This is a genomic window from Algoriphagus litoralis, from assembly GCF_003259255.1.
Lineage (GTDB): Bacteria > Bacteroidota > Bacteroidia > Cytophagales > Cyclobacteriaceae > Algoriphagus > Algoriphagus litoralis.
Genome location: NZ_QGOL01000002.1, coordinates 300,085 through 322,395, shown reverse-complemented (window position 1 = coordinate 322,395; position 22,311 = coordinate 300,085). Strand labels below are relative to the sequence as shown.

Here is a 22,311-nt window from a genome sequence, read left to right as displayed (position 1 = left end):
ATTTAAAGAAAAATGAAGGGGTTCAATTTTTTTTTTTTTTGTTTGAAAAATATAGTTTTGGGAAACCACACACATGGAAAAACTCCTCAAAGCTCCCACATGGGCAATTTTTATCTACTTAACTGCCTCTTACTTATTATTCTCTATTGACCTTTCCACAGATCCATTTACAGGCTCTTTAATCAAAGCTGTGGGATTTATTCTTTCTGGAATTTATCCATTGAGTTTGGGAATAGTGCTCACTGAATATTTACCAAGAAAACTCCCTATCAGTACCACCCTTTTCGTAATCAACTGGCTGATTTGGGATGGATGTATGATTCTCTTTTTGATTCTTTTTGACGGTCAGGACATAAGCGGAACAGGAGGCTGGATAATGTTGATCTCTTTATACCTGATGTTTGCGATCATTCATGTCCATCTTTTCCCATTGCGGATTTTGAAAATGGTCAAGAAAAGAGGAGACGTAAGCTATGGAGAAAGTATCGGTATGGGATTTTTATTGATATTCTGGCCAATCGGACTTTGGATGATTCATCCTGAGGTGAAAATGATCGTTGATACCCAAGTTCCTACTGCTGACCTGCCGGATAGCTCAAAATAAAAAAACTCACAGATGACACAGATGAATCAATCTGTGCTCATCTGCGCCATCTGTGAGAAATAAATCCTTTAAAACTTCATCCGCAATCCCAGCAAGAAATTAGTCCCTGCCTGTGGATAGTAGAAGTTTTCAGTCACCAATTCCCTACCGCTCGTTTCTCCCGGCACAAAGTAGCTGAAGGTATAACCATTGGGCTCATACAGCTCATTGAAGATATTATTGATCAGCAGATTCAACTCCAAGCCTTTAAAAAACCTCGGCGTGGCAGTATAGCTGATTCGCAAATCATTGGTGAGAAAGGCATCCAAAGCCCTTCCTTCATTTCCCGTGTTGTCCAAAAACTGCTGACCCACATACTTGCTCAGCCAGTTGATTGACAAATTTTTGGTGGGTTGAAACTCAATGATCGCAGAACCGACCACATTTGGTGAGAAGGCAATATCTGTATCCGTGTTGGTAATTGCTTCCTGCTGAAATTCCTCCACGCTGTAATCATCGATGTACTCGGTGAATTCCTTGATTCTGTTTCGGCTGAAAGCAATATTTCCACCCAAGGTCCAAGCTGAAGAAAGTCTATAAGCTCCATCCAATTCGATCCCAGCACGATAGGAAGATTCGACATTTTCGCGAATATATGCTCCCACGTCGTTGATTTGGCCTGTCAGAATCAGCTGATCCCGATAGTTCATGTAGTAAAAATTGGCAGTATAGCTGAAGTTTCCAGCTTTGGCACGAACTCCAGCCTCGATGTTATTAAGCTTTTCAGGTCTGGGAACTTCAGAGATTGGATTGTCTGTAAAGTCAGATCGAGTTGGTTCGCGGTTGGCCACGGCATAGCTGGCATAGAAAGTCTGATTTCCTTTTTCATAGGAAAATCCAAACTTCGGATTGAAGAAGGTATACTTCTCCTGACCAGTCACTACGCGCTGGTCGTCATTGACTCCATCAAATGAATAATTGATTCCCCTGACTTGAAGGTCTCCAAATAGATTCAGTCCAGGGCTCACTTCATACGTTGCTTTCGCATAGACATTCTTGTCATCCTTGATCGCATTATTGTCGTAGTAGCGATCACGGATGCTGGTATTCCCTGCGACACGAGCCCAGATAATTTCTCCAAAGTGATCCCCATCGTAGCGATTGGCTCCACCACCAAGGATCATATCCAGTTTTCCGTCTGTGGAGACATAATTTATTGAGCCTACAAAGCCATAGAAGTCATTGTCCAGCCAGCGACGTCGAATGATGTCTGTACTTTCGATGACTTCATCCCCAATTGTTACTGGAGGCAGGCCATAGCTAGCAAAGTCATCATCTTCGCGAAACTGCTCGTAGTAGCCCCTCCCATAGGTATAATGCAGCGCAAGATTGGTTTTCCAATTACTTCCGAGTTTCCCAGTATAAATCAACTGATAGTGATCTTGCTGGTAATTATCCGTTTCGTTGTCGTAGGTGTAGAAATTATACGTTCGGTCGTCCTCCAATTTGGATTCCGGCAAGCCATACCAGCTTTGGTATGTTTGCTCCTTTCCTGAGAATGCGATCAGTTTGATCACACTTTTTTCACCGTAGTATCCACCAGACACAAACCAACTGCTCAGGTCCGAAAATGCCCGATCGACATAGCCATCCGAGGTGATTTTGGAGAGTCTGGCATCCACCGCAAATCGGTCATTGAGCAATCCTGTACCAGCTTTCACGGTATGCCTCCAGGTGTTGAAAGAACCGAATCCGTTGTCCAACTCTGCATAGGCTTCATCTCGACGGGTGTCAGTTTGGAAATTTAGGCTAGCGCCAAAAGTGGCAGCACCATTGGTCGATGTACCGACTCCACGCTGGATCTGTACATTTTCCACCGAACTCGCAAAATCAGGCATATTCACCCAAAAGACCCCATGCGATTCGGCGTCGTTCATTGGAATACCGTTGACCGTAGCATTGATTCGAGTTTGATCCGAACCTCTTATCCGAAGTCCGGTATACCCAACACCTGCTCCAGCATCCGAAAAACTCACCACAGAAGGTGTGAAATTTAGCAAAATAGGGATGTCTTGACCCAAATTTCGTTTGGCAATTTCAGACTTATCCACATTTGTGAAAGTCGTGGGAGTGATTCCAGAAGCTCGGGTCGCGGATACGATAAACTCCTCAGTAAGGAAATCTTTAACCTGCAAAGAAACTTCCAAATCTCCAGAAAAGGGAAGCGTGATCGTTTTCCGAAAGGTTTCAAATCCAAGGTATGACACCCGTAATTCAACTTCTCCATCTGGAAGTTTGGCAATAGAAAATATCCCATTCCCGTCTGTGACAGCTCCTTTTCCGATATTTTCTGTCCAGACTGATGCTCCTACCAGCGGTTGTCCGCTTTGTGCATCAATAACTTTTCCGCTCAAACTGCTTTGAGCCCAAGCGGCAAGTGTAGCAAGGTTTAGAACCAAGCCAAATACTAACTTTTTCATGTAATCTTCCCTTTCGGGTGCTTGAGTGAAACATTAGAAAACCCAAGGGAGGTCCTCCGTGATAGTTTACCCGGTATGTAAAATGAATACAACGAACTAGCCTGAAGGGTACCTCTTCAGCGATTCAGTTGACACAGTCATTTTACTATTCTCATTTCCCTTCGCCGGCATTACCCGGATCAGGTCGTATGGGTATGATCTCAGCCCGTTTTGTTTAAGGCACCCCTTATGATCTCCGACAAAGTTACGAGCGAAAAGTTTCTTTACAAGTCTCCCGCTTCAATTCCTTTTTTATAAATTCCCGAAAAATAAACCTAAAACCAATTGATGAAGCTCTACAAACTTACCTCCGGAACACTTTTAGAAAGCGAAAATGGAATCTTTCTGGGTCCTGAACTCGATTGGGATCAACTCTTGGGAAGAGAAAATCTTCCCAAATTGTTGAAATCAGAGGCAGCACATTGGGAAAATATCTCAATTGATAAAGCAGAAGAATTGAAGGAGGAAGGCATTTTGGCACCCATGGGCAATCAGGAAGTATGGGCGGCGGGAGTTACGTATTACCGAAGCCGAACTGCACGGATGGAAGAATCACAAGATGCCGGCGGAGCGGATTTTTATGATAAAGTATATGCTGCTGATCGGCCGGAGCTTTTCTTCAAGGCAACTTCAAGTCGCGTTTCCAATCCTGGTGAAACAGTCAATATTCGAAAAGACTCCACTTGGGATGTGCCTGAGCCGGAGTTGACTTTGCTGATTTCCCCTTCGGGAAAAGTGCAGGGATTTACCGTCGGCAATGACATGAGCAGCCGAAGTATCGAGGGAGAAAACCCGCTCTATTTGCCGCAGGCGAAAGTCTATCAGGGCTGCGCAGCCATCGGTCCTTGCATTTTGATTCAGGAGGAAATGCTTCCAGACTCCAATAAAATAAGCCTCGAAATCTTAAGAAATGGTAAAACCGAAGCTTCCGGCGAAACTACTTTAGACCAAATGAAGCGGAAGCCACAGGAATTGGCAGATTGGCTATTTAGATCAAGTACCTTTCCGATCGGTTGTCTGATGATGACAGGGACAGGAATCGTTCCGGACAATTTCACTCTTCAGGCTGGCGACGTAGTAAAAATCACCATTGAAGGGATTGGGACTTTAGAAAATAAAGTTGGGAAGATTTGATCATTTGTAGCAATCAGTACAGAGTTACCGTTTTGATTTCAGTAACAAAATTAACTCTATGAAATCTTCATTAAGCATTTTACTTCTGATTTTCATAATGTTATCCTGTATTGAATCGGAAAATCAATTTCCACAAACATGGAAAATTATCGGCCATCGAACCTATGGTTTCGGAGGCGACACTGGATTGATTTCCACACCCGATTCCACATATACTTATCTTTTCAATCGGGATGGGACATTTCTAAAAACGGTAGGAAAGGAAACTGCTACAGGAACATATGAAAGGGAAAAGCGAGATTACCAAGAAGGAGGGAAAAGAACAGTTTATATACTTCTTTTCCCTGATGGAAAACTCGCTCACAGTTGCTCAGGCCCAACGGAACAATTATTTCTGGATAATGACGGCATCCTCTCTGGAGGAAGTGCTCCCTGCGACGGCCCTACCAATTACTTTGAGATAGTTAAATAGAGGCTATTAGTTATCAGAAAAAGCAACATCAATTATTGATTAAGTAATGCCAAATGGAATCAATTAATCCTCCAGCATGAGTTTTTTCGTTCAAAAACCCCTTCGCCTTCCGAGTTATCCACAAGGATACCATCTCATCACGGATCAAATTGAAAAAGCGATTCCTGAACTCAAGGAAATCAGGATCGGATTTTTGCAGGTCTTTTTACAGCATACTTCCGCAGGACTTTGCATCAATGAAAATGCCGACCCGACTGTCAGAAAAGACTTCCAAACCTTTGTAAATGAATTAATTCCAGAGACTTATCCACGATTTGTCCACGACTATGAAGGCGATGATGATATGCCTGCGCACATTAAAAGCGCTTTTTTCGGTGTAAGCCTACAAATTCCAATTTCCGGTGGAAAACTTGCCCTAGGAATCTGGCAGGGAATTTACCTCTGCGAATTTCGGCACCATGGTGGAGCCCGAAACCTCATATTAACCGCTTTCGGCTCCAAATAATCGGTTAAAAAATTTGCTTTACCATTGGTAAAATTCCTTGCTTGGAATGAGTTGGCAAAGTTACTTTTGAGTACCTCCGACCTTACATGAAATCTATCCTTGCCAAAGCAGCAATCCTGCTATGCCTGACCTCTACTGTTTCTTTTGCGCAGAATGCAGGTGAGACCAATGCCTTTGCCTTTAAGCTCGCCCAACTCATCACGCTCGATGGCATCCTGGATGAAGAGATCTGGACCAATGAAGAAGGCTGGAATGGCAATTTCAGACAATATTTTCCTTCTGACACTTCAGCCTCACGTGTGAGAACCCGAATGAAGATTGCCTTCGATGAGCAGAATCTGTACATCGCGGCGGTGATGGAGAATCTAGGTCCCAGAAAGTATGTCTCTACGTCCTTGCGTCGTGATTTCAGAGGTGAGCAAAATGACGCCATTGTTTTCGTCATGGATACCTTCAATGATAAAACCAATGCATTCTCATTTGGGATCAATCCCTACGGCGTACAGCGAGAGGGCCTGATCTCCAATGGAGGAATGACTTCTGCAGATCTGAGCCTGGCCTGGGACAATAAATGGTATTCAGAAGCCAAAATCTTTGAAAACCACTGGCAAGCAGAAATGGTCATTCCGCTGTCAACTCTCCGATTCAATGATGGGGCTCAAAACTGGAATCTAAATGTCTATCGGATCGACAGCGAGCTTGGTGAGCGGAGTACCTGGACACCCATTCCTCGAAATATTCCGATAATTTCCACCGCATTCAGCAAAAAGCTGATTTTCGAAGAACCCATCAAAAAGACTTCGGCGAATATTTCCCTGATTCCGTATACTGCTGCCCGAACTTCCAAAAACTATATCGAAGGAAGCTCCGAATCGCTTACTCCTGCATTTGGAGGCGATGCGAAAATTGGAATTGGGCCGGCTCTTAACCTTGACTTGACCTTCAACCCGGATTTTTCACAGGTGGAAGTAGATCAACAGGTGACCAACTTGGATCGATTTGAGATATTTTTTCCGGAAAGGAGACAGTTTTTTCTTGAAAATGCAGACCTCTTCGACAGTTTTGGACAGCAGCGTTCTCGGCCGTTTTTCTCCAGAAGAATCGGAGTGGATATCGATTCGGCTACAGGACAAAATATCCAAAGCAAAATCATCTACGGTGCTCGTCTCAGTGGCAAAATAAATGAAGACTGGCGGATTGGCGCCATGAATATGCAAACCGCGACTGATGAAGATGCGGGGGTCTCCGGAAAGAATTTCTCTGTTTTGGCACTACAGAAAAAAGTATTTACCCGATCAAACATCGGTTTGATTTATGTAAATAAAGAATCGCTGGCCTTGGATGAATTTCAGCAGCTTTTTGATCCAACCGCATACAATCGACTACTTGGGCTTGATTACAACTTGAACTCAGCCGACGGCAAGTGGACCGGCAAAGTATTCTATCACAGGACTTTTGAATCTGAAAAAAAGGATGCCCCCTATTCCTTCAATGCCTATATGCTCTTCACAGATATTCACTGGAACTGGAGCATCAGCTTTCAGAATATCGGAGAAAATTTCAACCCCGCAGTGGGATTTGTGCCTAGGGTTAATTTCACCAGACTGAATCCAGATGTCTCCTATTTGTTTTATCCTAAATCCAGGCTGATCAATCGCCACGGACCAAAATTGGAGTACGAAGGGTACTGGAATGAGGATCTTGGCCAAACAGATCGGGACATCAACTTGGGCTATTTGATTCGATTCAATTCACTTTCGGAGCTTGAGATCACGCAGCGAAATCGATACGTATATCTTTTTCAAGACTTTGACCCTACCCGTTCGGGAGGCGAGCCTTTGCTAGCGGGCACAGATTATGTCAACAAGACCGTACAGATTGAATATCAAAGCAACCCTAGGAATGTATTCAATATCATGCTGGACGCTGAAGCAGGACAATATTTTACGGGGAATTTTCAGCGGATTACCAGCCAGATGGGTGTTAGAATAGGCTATTTGGCCAACATTTCCATGAACTTCAACTATGCAAGAATCCGGCTTCCTGAGCCACAAAGCGATGCTGATTTAATTCTAGTCGGACCTAGAATAGACTTAACTTTCACGGATAAAATCTTCTGGACAACCTTTATCCAATACAACAATCAGATCGACAACCTAAATATCAACACGCGTTTGCAATGGAGATATGCGCCTGTTTCAGATTTTTTCTTAGTGTACACGGACAATTATTTCCCAGGGGATTTTACGCCAAAGCAGCGGTCTTTAGTGCTGAAGTTGAATTATTGGTTGAATCTTTAATTGACTAGAAGATAGGATAAATCATTTCTCTGCCTCTACTCTCACCTTTTTCCCGGTCATCAGAATTCGTCTGAATCCGTCTTTGGTGTCCGAACTGATCTCTTTTCCCAAGATTTTCACTTTTGAATATTCCTCAGGAATCTCAATTGAAATTCCCCATTTGGATTGAGTTTGGGAAACTTCTATGCTTCGAACTCCAGACTTATCCACATAGCTCATGCTGATTTCATTATCGCCAATGATGACTTTTTGAATGGAAGCTTCCTCCCAAGTGCTGGGCATTTGAGGGCGGATGTAAATAACCTTGTTGCCAGCATCAGGTTTGATCCCAAAAAACTGCGTTACAATGGGAACGGTATAGCTGTATAAATTCCATGCTTGGGTAAACATGCCGTAATCGGGCGAAACTTCATAGATCGAGCCAGGCAATGCAAAGCCAAAACTCCGAGTCATCCGCTTGAGGTAGTCCAACGCCTGATCTGGATTGCCGTAATTGTTTTCCCCAATTGCAGATACGCCCGTAGGCAAGGTCATTACAGCGCCCGTGTAAGAAAAACTTTTACTCCCGACGAATGATCCATCTGCATTTTCTGAACTCTCATCTCGATCAATTCCAGTGACAAAAACACCGAACGGATTGGTGTACTTTCTTCCTGTCTCCAAAGCAATTTTCGCTTTCTCAGAGTCAGCAATTCCCGTCTCCATAGGTGTATTCACAACCCAATTGTGATACAGAACAAATCCTTGCTTTTGGTCTTTTGGCAGTGTGGATAACTTGGCTTTTGTAGCTTCCAATTCTGCCACAGCCCAAGGTTTATTCAAGGTATCGGCCCGAATAATCGCTCCATCAATCAGGTGAAGGGCATCTTCTGCCGTTCCGATAAAGTCCGCATAGCTCCCAAATTCCGACACCCAGAAGTCTTTATTTATCTTAATGGCCAACGCATCGGCAGTTTGTTGATAACTTTTAGAAAGTTCCGCTTTTTCGAGTATCTCAGCCATTTTTGCGGCATCTGCAAAAGCTTTTTGGCTGTACACCGCCACGTCGATCATCTCGGACTCCAGGCCATGAATCTCCATCATGCCATAGCCATCAGCCAGAAGATTCCCGTCTTTGTCATTTTCTTTGAGTAGCCAGTCGAGTCCCTTTTCAATGGACGGAAAGTAGGTTTCCAGAAATTCCCGATCTCCAGTCCAGCGATACACTTCCCAGATCGTGGATGCCCACTGTGGAGTTTCATTGATATTTCCAGGATTGAACACCGCACCATTTGTGCTGACTTCATGGACGATCCGGCCATTTCCATTCGCTTTTTCAGAAAGATTGTGGATAAGTTCCAGAGTGGAATAAACCAAATCCTTTCTCCCTGTCGCTATCAAACCCTGAATCGTGTACTCACTGTCCACTCCAAAAAACCAAGGGTAATCCTGCAATCCGGCCCCAAATCCACGTCCCATGCCGGGAACATCACGAACTAGCCAGTCGGTATTGTATTTGACCCACTCAAATGCCTGTTGAAGTTCCTTGTCCGGAATGGTGATTTGTGCGGATTCCTGAATCGTTTTATACCGGTCCTTTTTGTCTAGCCAATCGCTTTGCAGATTTGATCTTAGGTCCGCCAAAGTTTCCATTGCCTTCAATTCACTCTCTGTTGATCCGGAAATAAAAATTGGTATAATCTGCTCAGTTCCTACTGGGATCGTGATGTCTAAGGCAAAGCCAGCATTGGCACCATTTCCTTTCGGAGACATTTGGCAAGTTGAAGATTCTGTCGGACTCAATGTCATTCCTTCCGCACTTCCCCACACTACAAACCAGTCATTTCCTTGATCTTTTCCTGTGAACGTATTTGTCTGCTCGCTGAAGGTTATCTCATCTGCATTATCCACCATTCCGGTTCGTTCTCCAAGCCAAACAGGCATCAAATCCACATAGGCATTGAAATCAAATCGAAGAGATCGATCTGACTTATCCACATTTTTAACCTTGAAAAGAATCACCATTCCGGCCCGGCCATCGGGTACAAAATGCAAGCGCTCCACCTCTATTCCCGCATCTGGAGTTGTAAAATCCAATACATTGGCGAAAGGATAATTCGTAAATGATGTAGCCTTGTCCAGGCAAAACGAGTTATCATTCACGGTAATGGATGCCGTAAATCCATCCATCAGTTTGATCGGATGAAGCCAGATTCCACCCATTTCACCTTGCACATGCCAACCTAAATCGGGGAACGTCCCATCTTGATGACCAACCAGATAAACACGATCACCTGCAGCTGCAAAGGGCGAACCGAGATAATCTGCCTTTCCGCTTAGACCTGCTTGTGTCTCCAAATCTGTAAAAACAAACTGTTCGGATGAAGGTGGAGAGCAAGCCAAAAAACTCGCTAGGCTAGTGATGAAAAGGAAGGTTTTCGAATGCATACGGAATGTGATTAGGATGCGGAAAATTAGGGTTTTTATCCTGACTTTACTTTTTAAACCGAATACTCTGAAAAGAATTAGATCAATTCAAGTTCTGAAACAAAGGATCAAATTCACAAAATCAGGGACAAAAAGAACCTTATCCTAAACATAAAATACATCAATTAAAATTGTCCAAAAAAGCAAAACACTTCGCTTCAACTCTCTGTTTGAAGCGATATGAGGCATAATCGGATACTTGTTTGGTTTAGAAACGATCTTCGAATCACTGATAATGAGACCTTGATTAAAGCAATCCAGTCGGGCAATGAAGTTGTTCCTGTTTATTGTTTTGATCCCCGAATGTGGTCTAAGACGGATTTGGGATACTGTAAAACGGGGGCATTTCGAACCAAGTTTTTGATTGAATCAGTAGATGCGCTACGCAAATCTTTCCGTGAGCTTGGTGCTGACCTGATAGTACTTCAGGGCATGCCTGAGATCAAGCTTGTTCAATTGGCAGAGGAAATGGAAGCCAAAGGAATATTTTTTTCCAAGGAAGTAACCTCGGAAGAGAGGAATGTGGAAAAGTCCTTAGAAACAAATGCCTTCGCCAAAGGTATCGCGACGGAAAGTTTTTGGCAAAGTACCTTATACCACATAGACGATTTACCTTTTCCAGTGAGTCAGACACCCGAGGTTTTCACACATTTCCGCAAGGCGGTAGAAAAAATGGTCAAAATCCGTCCTGCTTGGAGCACGCCAAAGAGATTAAATTTTCCAAGTGATCTTGATTCTTCAAGATTGGGAGAATTGCCATCGCTACATACTTATGGACTGGAGGAACCTGACCGGATTGCAAAATCGTGGTTGGAGATAGAAGGTGGAGAGCAAGCCGCGTCTGGGCGACTTCAGTCCTTTTTTTGGGAGAAAGATCTACTGAAAGTTTACAAGGAAACCCGCAATGGGCTGATCGGGATGGATTACAGCTCCAAATTTTCGCCATGGCTGGCAGTGGGCTGTATTTCTCCCCGATCTATTTACGAAGAAGTCAAACGCTATGAAAAAGAGCGTAAAAAGAATGACAGCACGTATTGGCTAATCTTTGAATTGGTCTGGAGAGACTACTTCAGATTCATTGCAAAGAAGCACGGAGATAAGATCTTCCAAATACAAGGCATCAAAAATCAAGAGGACTCCTGGAGTAGAGATAAGCCTCAATTCGAGGCTTGGGCTGAGGGGAGGACAGGAGTCCCTTTTGTTGATGCTAACATGCGGGAGCTGAACGCTACCGGTTTTATGTCTAACCGTGGCAGACAGATCGTTGCTAGCTTCTTGGTGAATGATCTGGGAATTGACTGGACTTGGGGAGCGAGTTATTTTGAAAGTAAACTTATCGATTACGATGTCTGCTCCAACTGGGGCAACTGGATGTATGTCGGTGGAGTAGGAAATGATCCACGAGAAAATCGCTATTTCAATATCCTCCGCCAAGCGAAAAACTATGACCGAAATGGGGATTATGTCCGAATGATGATTCCTGAATTACAGGCAATTAAAGGGTTTGACATCCATCAACCTTGGGACTTATCCACATCCAAACTCAAAAGTCTAAAAATCCAACTGGGACACACTTATCCACATGCGTTGAGGAACATGCCCACTTTAGAAAAAGCGTATTAATTCAAACCAAAACCTATTTAAGAAACCTCAGGAGACTGAGGTTTTTCTTTTGCCCAAACTTTTCTATTTGGCTTCCCGAAAGTGAAATAAGAAGCGATTGTCATGCATGTCTGCCATATCAAAAGATTTCTCCAAGCTGACCACTCGTAAATCACAGAAAAATCAAAAGTCAAGGTTGGGTATACATACGCTTGAACGAATAAAATATATCCAACCGAACCGACTAGGATTCCTATCCAAGTGGGTTTCCATTTTAGATAGTCTAGAAAATCTTTCATAGTCTAAAAGTTAAAAGTTCATTCAAAAAATCAAAACTAATCTCCACTTAAATCTTTGAACAAAATTGTGCCCTGATTAAAAGTTTTTCGTTTTGCTTTTTTCAAATTCAGATTCTTCACCTTTTAGTTTCGGCCTGACTAACAACAAATAAAACCCTAGTAACCAGAATGCAATTAAAAAAATCAATTTAAGATAGGATTTTGGCTGGGTGATAAAACTCCAATCATATCCTTGATTCAAGTCAATAATCCCGTCGCTTAATACTCCTGCAAGGCTTAAAAGTAGTATAATCCACCAAAATGCTTTTAAATATCGCTTCTTCTCATTTGGTTTCGCACTTTCCATTTTTCAATTTTTATTCCAATCCAACTAATACTCAAACCTAAACCTACTCAAATCCGCCGGAATCTGCTTTTTCCGCTTCAGCTCTCTTTGGTACAAATACTCTCCCAACTCCGCAAAAAAAGGCATGCCTATTTCTTCAGTTTCATAGGTATCGTCATTGAGCGTTTCATTTTCATTAGTGTAGATCACCGCTGTGACAAAAAACTCTACCCCATTTTCAAAATCCACAAAATAGCTTCCATCAATCAAGTGTCCATAGGCCCAACCTGTTTTGTTGAAGATTCGGAATTGAGCTGGAATCGGACTTTCATTTGTCCCAAACTTAAAAAATTTCGAATAGCTATCGGTGTACTCTTCCTGTGGATAACTTGGAAAATCACTCTCTGCTGGAAGCATGCTCATGTACTTCAAAATAAAATTTCGATGGTCTTCACTGATTGTAAATCGCTCATCTCCAAGGAATGCCTGTGGAAAAACAATCCGCTTTACCACCCCATCGAAATCCGAAATTGAAAATTTGTTTTTGTACGTAAAATCCAGCGGCTCATTGATCAGGGAATCTCCTGAGTAGTATGCCTTCCCGATTTTAGGTTGGTCAGGATTTGAATAGACTGTTTCTGTACTCCGTGCTGGGATTTCAAGTATAACTTTTCCCGACTTATCCACAAACCGAATCGGGTTAAACTGTCGGTTTTCCTCCGGGCTCATCGGCATGCTAAGCCGGTGATTGATCATGGTTTGATTCAAGCCTTTTTCCTTTAGCTTCTGATTGATGTAATCCTGTCCGAGCAATTCGTAAAGCCGATTGTAGGCATCGTTATCCGAAACCAGCAAAATCTTTTTGATGTAATGGCCGATACTCGGTAGTCCCGATTCGGAAGTACTGTCCACCAAAGCTGGAAATTGTGATGGTCTAACAGAATCCGTCAACATGATCGTCTTGGCGGTCAGCCCTTCGATATTTTGCTCCTCCAGCCATTCCAAAGCTAAAATTGCAATCGGAAGCTTTACCGTAGAGGCAGGATAGAAGTAGCGCTCATCATCCAGATTAAACTCATACGTTGTCATCAAAGGATTCGCGTGTTCGTTTCGGTCGATTTGGGTATACAGGATTTGCACATGGTATTTGGAGGAATCCTTCAAGACCATGCTCAAGGTAGGATAATTCTCCAAACCGGATTGAAAAGGCAAATCCTCTTTTTCTGAACAGGAGGATAGCAAAAAAACGGCTGACAGAATTACAGTTAGTTGTTTAGTCATTTTGCAAGATTTTGGATAATTCCACTGAGATACATCAAATCTTCCTTTTCATGAAAACCGGAAATTACAATCCGATTGACACTTGGACTTTGGGACGTAGGATAAGCAAAGGAAGAGGTGATAATTCCGGCCTTTTCGAATTCCCGCACCCAAGAATCCTCTGAGTATGCAAAGGCAGGAAACAGCTTGCTGCCTTTGATTTGGGAAATATTCGCAGTTTCATTGGCAAAGAGTTCACAAGCTTGCTTTAGCCAGGCTTTTTTCTCCAAATACCGATCTTCCAGTTCCAAAAAAGTCTGTAAATGAGCTGGTGAACCTGGGGAAGCCCCTCCAAATAAAGGGGTTTGTTTGATTTTTTGAATTTGCGCTGAAGACCCCAATATGATTCCTGCAGGCAAGCCCAAACCTTTTCCCAAAGAACCTGAAACCATTAAATCAATACGAGGGTCAGCGTACTGGGCAAACGTACCATAGATGCTTGGTCCAAGCGTGCCAAAGGCATGGCTATCATCGATGAGCTGAGCTACCTGATGCTTTTTAGCGATTTCACTGACCCAGCCATAGTCATGAATCTCACAGCGGATTGGGTCCAAGGCATTTCCAATGATCAAAATTTTTCGAGGAGAAAGCTGCTCAGCTTTCGCCAAGCACTCATTTTTCCATTGTAAAAAATCTAATTGCATGGCGGGTTTAAAATTATCTGGAACAATAGCCGAATGCGAATCCGGTGCGATCCAAATTTCCTCTGCTTCATGAGCTAAGGACTTGGATGCAGCAATCCCTGCAAGATATCCGGAGCTGAATACTGCTGCTTCTTCTGCATTCACAGCAAAAGCAAAAGACTCCTCAAATTCATCAAATACCCGAAGTCGAATATTGTTATTTCTACTTTGGCCGTGGTTTGCTCCGAACTCAAAAAGGTTATTGGCTAAAACATCCAAGAAATCCATGTCCTGAGCCATGCCTAGATAGGAAGTCCCGCTGAAATAGAAATAGTCTCTTCCATCTATCTCGATCATACGACCGACTCCGGTGTCCAGGTAGTAGTTTTTCAAAACTGAATTTATTTGGCAAAGATTTGAGAGGGATCTTGGAAGGACTTAAATTCCAGTGCATTTCCACAAGGATCCAAGAAAAACATGGTTGCCTGCTCACCCACTTCGCCTTGGAAACGGATATAAGGCTCAATGACAAACTTTGTCCCATTCGCTTTCAGTTTTTCAGCGAGTTCGTGCCATTCTTCCCAGCCCAAAATTGCTCCAAAATGTCTGACAGGTACATTTTTCCCATCGACTTCATTGGTCTTGGCATTCGCAAGTTCCTCAGGCTTGATATGGGCAGATAGCTGATGCCCAAAGAAGTTGAAGTCGATCCATTTATCAGTACTACGACCGATCTCGCATCCCAGCAAATCACCATAGAATTCGCGGGTTTCGGCAATATCCCGAATAGGGAATGCGAGGTGAAAGGGTTTAAATTCGCTCATAATGCTTAATTTCGTTAATAATTTTTCGTCGGAAAGATAGTTTTTTCAGTCCTTAAAGATATGTCAAAAAAGAAAACAGTTTCATTGGTTTTGAGCAGTGGTGGGGCAAGGGGATTGGCGCACGTCGGCGTGATCGAGGAGCTGGAAAACCGTGGTTATGAGATCGCTGAGATTGCCGGGTGCTCTGCCGGAGCGTTGGTAGGGGGCATGTATGCTGCAGGAAAAATGTCCGAATTCAAGGATTGGATCTGCAATCTGGATCGCCTGGATGTCTTTTCTTTGATGGATTTCACCTTTTCGAGCCGAGGTTTTATCAAAGGTGAAAAAGTCTACAATGCCCTGAAGAAAGTAGTCAAAGACTGTCAGATCGAAGATCTGAGCATACCATTTTCCTGCAATGCGGTAGATTACAAAAGCGGTGAAGAGGTAATTTTCCGTGAGGGAAGCCTCTATGCAGCGATTCGGGCATCGGGAAGTATTCCGTCCGTATTCCAACCTGCTCGGCATCATCGGCATGAATTTATAGATGGTGGTGTGCTGAATCCCGTTCCGATTTCCCTGATTTCAAACCATAAAAACCGCCTGCTGATCGTGGTAGAGGTCAATGGTCCCGACTCACATTACATTCAGCCTCCCAAAAGGGATGAGGAGGGAAACCGCTTTCTTACCCTTCCAAGTTGGCTAAAAGATTACCGCATCAAGATGAGCTCCTATTTTCCTGAGGCGGAAAAAGAAGAAAAACCAAGTTCACTTTCCTCCCTAAATTTGATCACCAGATCTTTTGATTTGCTTCAAGACCGTTTTTGTCAGTTGTTGATCGAAAAATATCCGGTCGATATGATGGTTCGAATCTCTCGAAAACAGGCTGGAACGCTGGAATTTCACCGTGCGGCAGAAATGATAGAAATCGGTCGTCAAAAAACAAAAGAAGCCCTGGACCAATTGGAAAATGGAAGTAACTGAACTCAATCGGCTTTTAGGGAATGTGGATATCTACCTATTGGATCAGATACTGAAGGGTCGATTTACCAAGGAAATGAAAATTCTGGATGCAGGTTGCGGCGAAGGTAGAAATGCAGTCTATTTCATCAATAAAGGCTATCCGATTTTTGGCATTGATCCGAATGAAATGGCGATTCAATATTGTAGATACCTGTCCAAAAGCTTAAATCCCGAATTTGATGCACACAGATTTCAAGTGGGGAGACTAGAAGACATTCCATTTCATGCAGGAGCTTTTGATGCGGTGATTTGCTCGGCGGTCTTGCACTTTGCTGACAGTGTGGATAACTTCTGGCAAATGATCTCAGAGATCTATCGAGTACTCAAACCGGGTGGCATATTTTGGTTTCGAATGACGACTGGTTTTGGGGGGATTTTGGAGGAAAGTCAAGCGCTGGAAAATGGGAATTTCCTGCTTCCTGAAGGATCAGAGCGGTTTTTGCTAACCCAAGTACATGTGGATAACTTAGAAAAAATGGGCTTTCGGCATCTTGAAAACCCAAAGTCAGTCTTGGTACATGGACAACGTGCGATGGGTGTTTTTGTATTGGAAAAAGAAGCTGGAAGCCTTTAGAAGGAAAAGGCTTCGGACCTAGATTTTAACAAATTTCTTCAGACTGACCCAGCAGTACTTTTATTCCAATCCCTTAACTTTTCACAAACCTTTTATTCCATGGATCTTCAATACGGCCTCGAACTCACCGGTACCTTCGTCTTTGCGATATCAGGAGCATTGGCTATTCGGGAAAAAGAACATGATCTTTTTGGGGCGGGATTTACTGGATTTATTACAGCGATAGGCGGTGGTACGCTTCGTGATATTTTACTGGACAGTTATCCCCTTGTCTGGATAGGCAATGTCCAAGTGCTCTATGCCATACTTGTTGGAATCTTGACTGCATTTTTATTCCCTTCTATTCTCAGCCGGCTCCGCAAAACTTTCTTTCTGTTTGATACGCTGGGAATTGGTTTTTTCACTGTGCTGGGTGTGGAGAAAGCGCTAAGCCTTGGAGTCAGGCCTGAGATCGCTGCGATTATGGGGATGTTTTCGGCAGTGATGGGTGGGGTGATTCGGGACACCCTCACGAATGAGATTCCGATCCTTTTCAGGAAAGAAATCTACGCTTCAGCCTGCCTTGTTGGAGCGATCATGTACTTGGTGTTGGAGCACTTTGGTCTTGACCGAAACTACAATATGCTTATCTCCATGTCTTTGATCATCAGTATTCGGATGATTGCCATGAAATACAAGCTCAGTTTACCGCGATTAGGCTAATTTTCAGTGCTAATTGTAGTAAAATCAAGATAATTCCAACATTCCTTAAAGTTTCCGCTGAGGGAAATTTGGGCAAACTGGGAATTTGCTTAAATTTTACAAAAAATGAGAATCCACCAAAATATGAACTTTTTTAACCCTTGTTTGGAATGATATCATCCAGACAAAACATCGATTGGAAAGCCATCTTTGATCCAGCGTCACTTTTTTACATCATCACGGGTGTATTTTGCGCTGCGGTAGCTTTAGAAGCGTTTATGCTCCCAAACAAATTCCTGGATGGAGGAGTGACTGGTATAGCCATTATCGTGAACCTTAATTTTGGTGTGGATCTAAACCTCCTTTTGGTCCTGATAAATATTCCTTTCCTCTGGATAGGATGGAAAATGATCGGAAAAACCTTCGCTGTGCAGTCTGCATTTTCCGTTTTTCTTCTGACGATTGTCCTTCATTTTATGGAGATCGAACCGATCACCAATGATAAACTGCTGATTGCGGTTTTTGGAGGGGTATTGATGGGAACGGGAATTGGACTCATAATCCGAGGAGGAGGATTGATTGATGGATTTGAAGTGATCACGGAGTTTTTTCAGAAAAATTCGGCCTTTTCAGGCAGTGAGATCACTGTATTTCTCAATTCGATCATTATGCTTGTTGCAGCGGTATACTTTGGCACAGAGGCTGCTTTATATTCTATTCTGACTTACTTCACCGCAATCAAAATGACCGATTATGTGGTGGAGGGCTTTGAGGAATATACGGCTCTGACGATCATATCCAGAGAGGATGATAAAGTGAAAGAGCTTATTGTCAAGGAATTTGGCAAGGCGATTTCTGTATATAAAGGAGAAAGAGGTTATCTTCCAGAAACTTTCCACATCAAGCATCCCTGCGATATCATCATGACAGTAGTCACGCGACTGGAAGTACATCGAATAAAAGAGGCAATTCAACACATAGACCCAAAAGCATTCTTTTATGTTCAGACGATCAAGGAAGTCAGGGGAGGGGTTATCAAACGGGTCGGTAAAAAACACAGCTGATGGAATTTGAGGAAATCCAACATACGGTCTATCAGGAAATTTTGGCCAAGCTGCCAAAACATCTGACCTATCATAATCTCGACCATACTGCCTATGTGATCAAGCAAGTGATTTTTTTGGGTAAGGAGCACCAGCTATCAGACGAAGAACTCCATTTATTGAAGCTTGCGGCACTTTTTCACGATACAGGCTTCATTGACAATCCCAAAGACCACGAAGAAAAAGGGTGCAAAATCGCCAAAAGCTATCTCGAAGGAGCCTATTCCGGTGCAGAATTGGATAAAATCTGTGGAATGATCATGGCTACCAAGATTCCTCAAAGCCCCACCAATCTGTTGGAAAAGATCATTGCAGATGCGGATCTGGAATATTTGGGTACAGATCAATTTGAGAAAATAGGCAAAACACTTTTCGAGGAGTTGAAGCACTTCAACCCTGATTTTACGGAACAGGCCTGGGATGAACTGCAACTGGTATTTATGCAAAAGCATCACTTTCACACCCAGTACTGCCAAAAGCACCGCGAGCCTAAAAAGCAGGAAAACCTCCTGACGGTGAAGAAAAGGCTGGGGGTGGTTTAATTCTCAAAATTGGGCTTCAGCCTCACAAAGTACACCTCGTCGTCCTGATTGAGAAAGGTGTAAATCATACCATCCCGAATGAAAACCTTTGAGGGCAGTTTAAAACTCTCATCCAACAGTACTTCGCCTAGTTGCTTGAAATCAGATGAAAATACGGTAAGCACTGCCTTTGGAGACTCTAGTGTAATTCTCCAGTAAACCTGATTTTTTTCGTCAAAAAGAAAATTTCCATAGCGTACTTCATTTAATTTTTCTGTTGAAATTTTCTGGAATTCCTCCTCAGCATCTACTGTTTGAGGAAATACTTTCTGCGAAATCTGACTGGTAAACTGACTTTCATAGGTATTAGTGCTGATTGAGTCAGTATTCAGATCCAAAAAGTAAACCTTATTTTCTGCTGCAATTGAGAAAATGATCGAGTCACCCTTCATCAAGAGATTGGCTGGTGGAAAAATGGCATTCATGGGATGTTCCCCATTGTAGAGGAAAGTCGTCTGATATTTTAACCAAGAACTTAAGGATTCCATCGGGAAAATCCTGGCTGCTTGTGCATCAAAATCAACCACAATCACACCTTCTTTCGGATCGGTCATTTGTTGCCCTCCATAGAATGCCGCTAATTTTTTCCCATCACCCGATATAGCCTGATCGAGCCAAATTCTTTTTCCTTCTGGTAGTGATTTGAGAATGAACTCTTCCTTATCTAATCGGTACGTGCTGACTTTATTAAGTTGATCATCAAAGGTAGAAACCTGATAACCATCCAGAAAAATAAAGCTTCCGCTAGGGGTAAGATGGATCTTTGAAATATACTCCGTGCCTAAGCCGTTAGGCCCTTCCAGTTCCATGAGAATGACCTTTTCGAGGCTAAGGTTTTCCAGATTGATCACCTCCAAGGCAATGGGTTTAGCTCGCTTGAAATTAAAGAGGTATTTTCCATCAGGTGACTCCCCCGAGGAAGAGAGACTCCAATTGACATAAAGTAGCTCCTCTCCGGCATCGACTTTAATTGTGTCAAGCTCCACCGTAAAGTCGAGGGTTTGTCGCTCAGCTGGTTTTTTTTCAGAAGAACAAGAAGCGAATCCTGAGATAAGGAATAAGAAAATTACGTTTTTCATAGTCTTAAAATTTAAAATCCATCACTGCAAAACCCAGCTCATCTTCCACATTAACAAAGGACCAAAGCTTGCCGTCTTTGAAGAAAAAGGGTATCTCCGGGAAAATCGGGAGCACTGTTTCGCCAACTTGATTCAGTTCTGAGTCAAAAAGGGTAACGACATTTTTATAGGTCTTTTTTCCTTCCAGCTCACTTTCCATCACCCGAGAAAATCTCCAAACCTGCTTTTGTGATGGGTCATACACATAGCTTCCAAAGCGGACTTGTTTTCCGGTTTCTGCCAGGATTTCCTCCAATTCCTCGAAGGAGTCGGCAGTTGACTTTTGTGGCTTTGTCTTTTCATTGGCGGTAAGCTGAGCGTGGTGTCTTTTCACCATCAAGGTGTCCTGGCTAAGATCTAAGACGTAGGCCTCATTGAAGTGTGCAGAGGAAATGAGAACATTTTGATCCAATTCTGTCAAATAAATCCGTTCCATGGTACTCGCTCTCACCTTGCCATCTTCAAGCAAGGTAAATCGAAAGGGCTCCAATTTTTCACCGAGGTCAAAGGGGTACTTTTTGGTAGAAAGATCTTCCAGAGAAATCACCAACATCCCCGCCTGCGTCTGTTCTTTGGAAAAATAGGTGGTAATAAAGGATTTGCCATCTGCGGTCACGAGTGCCTCAGAACCCACCGCATCATCTGGATCCAGACCGCTCAGCGTGTCCGGATTCAACTTGAACAAGGTCATTGAGTCCAGGCTTGGATTGAAAATCCGAAGCTCCCACATGCCGATGAAATAGATGTTTCCGGCTTTGTCCAGCTGGATCAATTGAGAATCCCCAGTTCCAAGTGGCCCCTCTCGTTCCAAGGATACTTTATTTATTAGAGTCCGACTATCCAAGTCAATCTGCTCCAGTTTAAAATCCTTTTGGTTGAAATTATACAACTGCTTCAGATCACGGGTGACCACCGAGCCTAGCAGTCCCCACTGAATGAAGAGAAACTCTTCCTTGGCATCAATCACCACTGTATCTACTGAATAAGTCAAAGACTCCAATACGTTTCCAGATTCCGATTTTTCAGATGAATTTTCTCCACAGGATAATAGAATAGGAATAAATAGAATTACCGCTAGTTTTTTCATCATCTTAAAATTTAAAATCCATCACTGCAAAACCCAGCTCATCCTCCACATTGACATAGGTCCAAAGCTTGCCGTCTTTGAAGAAGGCCCAAGTGGGAGGAAAAGACAATTCCTCCAATCTGGTTTCTCCAATCAAATTCAACTCTTTATCGAATGCCATAAGATACACTTCGCTTTTGGCAGGAAGCTCCGGATTAAGATTTGGTTTTGAAATAGATGCAAATCGAAAATAGATGGTCCGGCTTTCGTCCCAAAAAAGATCACCAAATGATATTTGAGCTCTGGCTTTACCAATCCCTTCATCAAATTCCTGCTTGCTTGAAAACTCACTGACAAGGGGAGCCTCGGCCTGGAAAGGGAACATCTTGGGCTCATACCTTTTGAAATAGAGTGAATCCATAGTCAAATCAAAGGAGTAAATGCTGCTCGTACCAGAGGAATAGATAATCGCTCGATCCTGTTCCAATTTTAATTTGAGATTGGCAAAACTGGCTCCACTATAGGAGTTACCATCCCGAAATACAAGTGTGAACTTGGTCAAAAACCCAAACTCAGGCAGGGAAACCAATCGGCTTTGACCCGTAGCACTATCCCAAATAGCCAAGCTAACCCGCTCACTTTTTGGATCATTGGGAAGAGAATAGAAGATTTGCTGCTGATCATCTACTTTCAACCCAGTGATCAAACTATAGCCCTCATCCTCGGTCAATTCGGGAAAATTATCTTTATCAAAAGGAACACTCCTCAATTTCACTCCCGAAGAATCATAAAAACTGATATTTCTGGAATCTGTGAGCAGAAACTTATTTTCATCAAACAACTGGAAACTATAAACGAAATTGGGGATGGCATTGGGTCCTTCTTTCTCAAAGAGAATTTTCTTGATTAGTCTCCTTTCCTCTAAATCAAATACGGTCATCTCTCCTGAATTCCGATGCATAAAATAGTATCGCCTCTGGTCAGGAGAAAGGTCAAATTGAGAAGGTGAAAACTGGAGATTGACAAGCTCATCGCCTGGATCCATCACCACCGTATCTAAATCAAAAGTCAAATTCTCCAAAATATTGCCGGACTCGGATTTTTCCGAAGAATTCCCTCCACAGGAAAAAAGCAGAAAAAGACTTAACGATAAAGCAAGCCGACTCATAGAAAATAATTTTCCTACTAAACTAACTTAGCTAAACTAAAATCAA

The 22,311-nt window shown here is 42.9% G+C and carries 21 protein-coding genes and 1 riboswitch; of the genes, 11 read left to right on the top strand and 10 right to left on the bottom strand.

The genetic code is table 11. From position 1 onward, the window contains the following. The first annotated feature begins 73 nt into the window (after nt 1-73). A complete protein-coding gene (locus tag DK188_RS01285) occupies nt 74-604 on the top strand; it encodes a hypothetical protein (RefSeq protein WP_111668970.1) in 531 nt (176 codons plus the stop codon). Between the two features lie 68 nt (nt 605-672). Here the strand turns inward: DK188_RS01285 and DK188_RS01280 are convergent, their stop codons facing one another. Next, on the bottom strand, nt 673-3,063 hold the full coding sequence (locus DK188_RS01280) for a TonB-dependent receptor (protein WP_111668969.1): 2,391 nt from the start codon (nt 3,061-3,063) through the stop codon (nt 673-675). A 139-nt stretch (nt 3,064-3,202) separates the two neighbouring features. Further along, a riboswitch (TPP riboswitch) is annotated at nt 3,203-3,300 on the bottom strand. 90 nt (nt 3,301-3,390) lie between these two features. Between DK188_RS01280 and DK188_RS01275 the strand changes: the two genes are divergently transcribed. The 4 genes from DK188_RS01275 (at nt 3,391) to DK188_RS01260 (ending at nt 7,513) form a co-directional block, all read left to right on the top strand. Next, nucleotides 3,391-4,236: a fumarylacetoacetate hydrolase family protein gene (locus DK188_RS01275; RefSeq protein ID WP_111668968.1), complete on the top strand. Its 846-nt coding sequence runs from the start codon at nt 3,391-3,393 to the stop codon at nt 4,234-4,236. 58 nt (nt 4,237-4,294) lie between these two features. Further along, the gene (locus tag DK188_RS01270) at nt 4,295-4,708 is read left to right on the top strand and encodes a hypothetical protein (RefSeq protein ID WP_157963139.1); all 414 of its coding nucleotides are present in this window, start codon (nt 4,295-4,297) and stop codon (nt 4,706-4,708) included. 76 nt (nt 4,709-4,784) lie between these two features. After that, complete coding sequence (locus tag DK188_RS01265; protein WP_111668966.1) at nt 4,785-5,213, top strand: secondary thiamine-phosphate synthase enzyme YjbQ; 429 nt, start codon at nt 4,785-4,787, stop codon at nt 5,211-5,213. An 86-nt stretch (nt 5,214-5,299) separates the two neighbouring features. Further along, a complete protein-coding gene (locus DK188_RS01260) occupies nt 5,300-7,513 on the top strand; it encodes a DUF5916 domain-containing protein (protein ID WP_232825633.1) in 2,214 nt (737 codons plus the stop codon). Between the two features lie 21 nt (nt 7,514-7,534). On the opposite strand, the gene DK188_RS01255 is transcribed toward DK188_RS01260, so the two are convergent. Beyond that, nucleotides 7,535-9,940, bottom strand: a complete 2,406-nt coding sequence (locus DK188_RS01255) for an alpha-L-rhamnosidase-related protein (protein WP_111668965.1) — start codon at nt 9,938-9,940, stop codon at nt 7,535-7,537. Between the two features lie 219 nt (nt 9,941-10,159). On the opposite strand from DK188_RS01255, the gene DK188_RS01250 reads away from it, so the two are divergent. Beyond that, the gene (locus DK188_RS01250; protein ID WP_111668964.1) at nt 10,160-11,602 is read left to right on the top strand and encodes a DASH family cryptochrome; all 1,443 of its coding nucleotides are present in this window, start codon (nt 10,160-10,162) and stop codon (nt 11,600-11,602) included. Between the two features lie 17 nt (nt 11,603-11,619). Here the strand turns inward: DK188_RS01250 and DK188_RS01245 are convergent, their stop codons facing one another. From DK188_RS01245 to DK188_RS01225, 5 genes are all read right to left on the bottom strand, one after another. Further along, a complete protein-coding gene (locus tag DK188_RS01245; protein WP_111668963.1) occupies nt 11,620-11,880 on the bottom strand; it encodes a hypothetical protein in 261 nt (86 codons plus the stop codon). Between the two features lie 76 nt (nt 11,881-11,956). Next, the gene (locus tag DK188_RS01240) at nt 11,957-12,226 is read right to left on the bottom strand and encodes a hypothetical protein (protein WP_111668962.1); all 270 of its coding nucleotides are present in this window, start codon (nt 12,224-12,226) and stop codon (nt 11,957-11,959) included. 24 nt (nt 12,227-12,250) lie between these two features. After that, nucleotides 12,251-13,486, bottom strand: coding sequence for a serine hydrolase (locus DK188_RS01235; RefSeq protein WP_111668961.1), 1,236 nt, complete (start codon nt 13,484-13,486; stop codon nt 12,251-12,253). Beyond that, the gene (locus tag DK188_RS01230; protein WP_111668960.1) at nt 13,483-14,541 is read right to left on the bottom strand and encodes an aminotransferase class I/II-fold pyridoxal phosphate-dependent enzyme; all 1,059 of its coding nucleotides are present in this window, start codon (nt 14,539-14,541) and stop codon (nt 13,483-13,485) included. The genes DK188_RS01235 and DK188_RS01230 overlap by 4 nt, the downstream gene beginning before the upstream one ends. 8 nt (nt 14,542-14,549) lie before the next feature. Beyond that, a complete protein-coding gene (locus DK188_RS01225) occupies nt 14,550-14,972 on the bottom strand; it encodes a VOC family protein (protein ID WP_111668959.1) in 423 nt (140 codons plus the stop codon). Nucleotides 14,973-15,032: 60 nt separating this feature from the next. On the opposite strand from DK188_RS01225, the gene DK188_RS01220 reads away from it, so the two are divergent. From DK188_RS01220 to DK188_RS01200, 5 genes are all read left to right on the top strand, one after another. Then, complete coding sequence (locus DK188_RS01220; protein WP_111668958.1) at nt 15,033-15,935, top strand: patatin-like phospholipase family protein; 903 nt, start codon at nt 15,033-15,035, stop codon at nt 15,933-15,935. After that, entirely contained in the window at nt 15,922-16,548 is a 627-nt protein-coding gene (locus DK188_RS01215; RefSeq protein WP_111668957.1) for a class I SAM-dependent methyltransferase, read from the top strand. Before DK188_RS01220 ends, DK188_RS01215 begins: the two co-directional genes overlap by 14 nt. A gap of 99 nt (nt 16,549-16,647) precedes the next feature. Next, nucleotides 16,648-17,250 (top strand): trimeric intracellular cation channel family protein, encoded by a 603-nt coding sequence (locus DK188_RS01210; RefSeq protein ID WP_111668956.1) that lies wholly within the window; start codon nt 16,648-16,650, stop codon nt 17,248-17,250. 149 nt (nt 17,251-17,399) lie between these two features. Then, nucleotides 17,400-18,293, top strand: coding sequence for a YitT family protein (locus DK188_RS01205; protein WP_111668955.1), 894 nt, complete (start codon nt 17,400-17,402; stop codon nt 18,291-18,293). Further along, complete coding sequence (locus tag DK188_RS01200) at nt 18,293-18,874, top strand: HD domain-containing protein (RefSeq protein ID WP_111668954.1); 582 nt, start codon at nt 18,293-18,295, stop codon at nt 18,872-18,874. Before DK188_RS01205 ends, DK188_RS01200 begins: the two co-directional genes overlap by 1 nt. On the opposite strand, the gene DK188_RS01195 is transcribed toward DK188_RS01200, so the two are convergent. Genes DK188_RS01195 through DK188_RS01185 form a run of 3 tightly spaced genes read right to left on the bottom strand, consistent with a single transcriptional unit; the run spans nt 18,871 to nt 22,265 of the window. Beyond that, nucleotides 18,871-19,992: a DUF4221 family protein gene (locus DK188_RS01195; protein WP_111668953.1), complete on the bottom strand. Its 1,122-nt coding sequence runs from the start codon at nt 19,990-19,992 to the stop codon at nt 18,871-18,873. The genes DK188_RS01200 and DK188_RS01195 overlap by 4 nt on opposite strands. A gap of 4 nt (nt 19,993-19,996) precedes the next feature. Continuing rightward, on the bottom strand, nt 19,997-21,118 hold the full coding sequence (locus DK188_RS01190) for a DUF4221 family protein (protein WP_157963138.1): 1,122 nt from the start codon (nt 21,116-21,118) through the stop codon (nt 19,997-19,999). A gap of 4 nt (nt 21,119-21,122) precedes the next feature. Further along, nucleotides 21,123-22,265, bottom strand: coding sequence for a DUF4221 family protein (locus DK188_RS01185; protein ID WP_111668951.1), 1,143 nt, complete (start codon nt 22,263-22,265; stop codon nt 21,123-21,125). Nucleotides 22,266-22,311: the final 46 nt, after the last annotated feature.

Bases quoted from the DNA above. Each gene is read 5' to 3' on its own strand.
- DK188_RS01245 (WP_111668963.1), bottom strand. From the start codon at position 11,880: ATGAAAGATTTTCTAGACTATCTAAAATGGAAACCCACTTGGATAGGA.
- DK188_RS01240 (WP_111668962.1), bottom strand. From the start codon at position 12,226: ATGGAAAGTGCGAAACCAAATGAGAAGAAGCGATATTTAAAAGCATTT.
- DK188_RS01195 (WP_111668953.1), bottom strand. From the start codon at position 19,992: ATGAAAAACGTAATTTTCTTATTCCTTATCTCAGGATTCGCTTCTTGT.
- DK188_RS01235 (WP_111668961.1), bottom strand. From the start codon at position 13,486: ATGACTAAACAACTAACTGTAATTCTGTCAGCCGTTTTTTTGCTATCC.
- DK188_RS01210 (WP_111668956.1), top strand. From the start codon at position 16,648: ATGGATCTTCAATACGGCCTCGAACTCACCGGTACCTTCGTCTTTGCG.
- DK188_RS01215 (WP_111668957.1), top strand. From the start codon at position 15,922: ATGGAAGTAACTGAACTCAATCGGCTTTTAGGGAATGTGGATATCTAC.
- DK188_RS01225 (WP_111668959.1), bottom strand. From the start codon at position 14,972: ATGAGCGAATTTAAACCCTTTCACCTCGCATTCCCTATTCGGGATATT.
- DK188_RS01285 (WP_111668970.1), top strand. From the start codon at position 74: ATGGAAAAACTCCTCAAAGCTCCCACATGGGCAATTTTTATCTACTTA.
- DK188_RS01270 (WP_157963139.1), top strand. From the start codon at position 4,295: ATGAAATCTTCATTAAGCATTTTACTTCTGATTTTCATAATGTTATCC.
- DK188_RS01205 (WP_111668955.1), top strand. From the start codon at position 17,400: ATGATATCATCCAGACAAAACATCGATTGGAAAGCCATCTTTGATCCA.
- DK188_RS01250 (WP_111668964.1), top strand. From the start codon at position 10,160: ATGAGGCATAATCGGATACTTGTTTGGTTTAGAAACGATCTTCGAATC.
- DK188_RS01260 (WP_232825633.1), top strand. From the start codon at position 5,300: ATGAAATCTATCCTTGCCAAAGCAGCAATCCTGCTATGCCTGACCTCT.
- DK188_RS01280 (WP_111668969.1), bottom strand. From the start codon at position 3,063: ATGAAAAAGTTAGTATTTGGCTTGGTTCTAAACCTTGCTACACTTGCC.
- DK188_RS01200 (WP_111668954.1), top strand. From the start codon at position 18,293: ATGGAATTTGAGGAAATCCAACATACGGTCTATCAGGAAATTTTGGCC.
- DK188_RS01220 (WP_111668958.1), top strand. From the start codon at position 15,033: ATGTCAAAAAAGAAAACAGTTTCATTGGTTTTGAGCAGTGGTGGGGCA.
- DK188_RS01255 (WP_111668965.1), bottom strand. From the start codon at position 9,940: ATGCATTCGAAAACCTTCCTTTTCATCACTAGCCTAGCGAGTTTTTTG.
- DK188_RS01190 (WP_157963138.1), bottom strand. From the start codon at position 21,118: ATGAAAAAACTAGCGGTAATTCTATTTATTCCTATTCTATTATCCTGT.
- DK188_RS01265 (WP_111668966.1), top strand. From the start codon at position 4,785: ATGAGTTTTTTCGTTCAAAAACCCCTTCGCCTTCCGAGTTATCCACAA.
- DK188_RS01185 (WP_111668951.1), bottom strand. From the start codon at position 22,265: ATGAGTCGGCTTGCTTTATCGTTAAGTCTTTTTCTGCTTTTTTCCTGT.
- DK188_RS01275 (WP_111668968.1), top strand. From the start codon at position 3,391: ATGAAGCTCTACAAACTTACCTCCGGAACACTTTTAGAAAGCGAAAAT.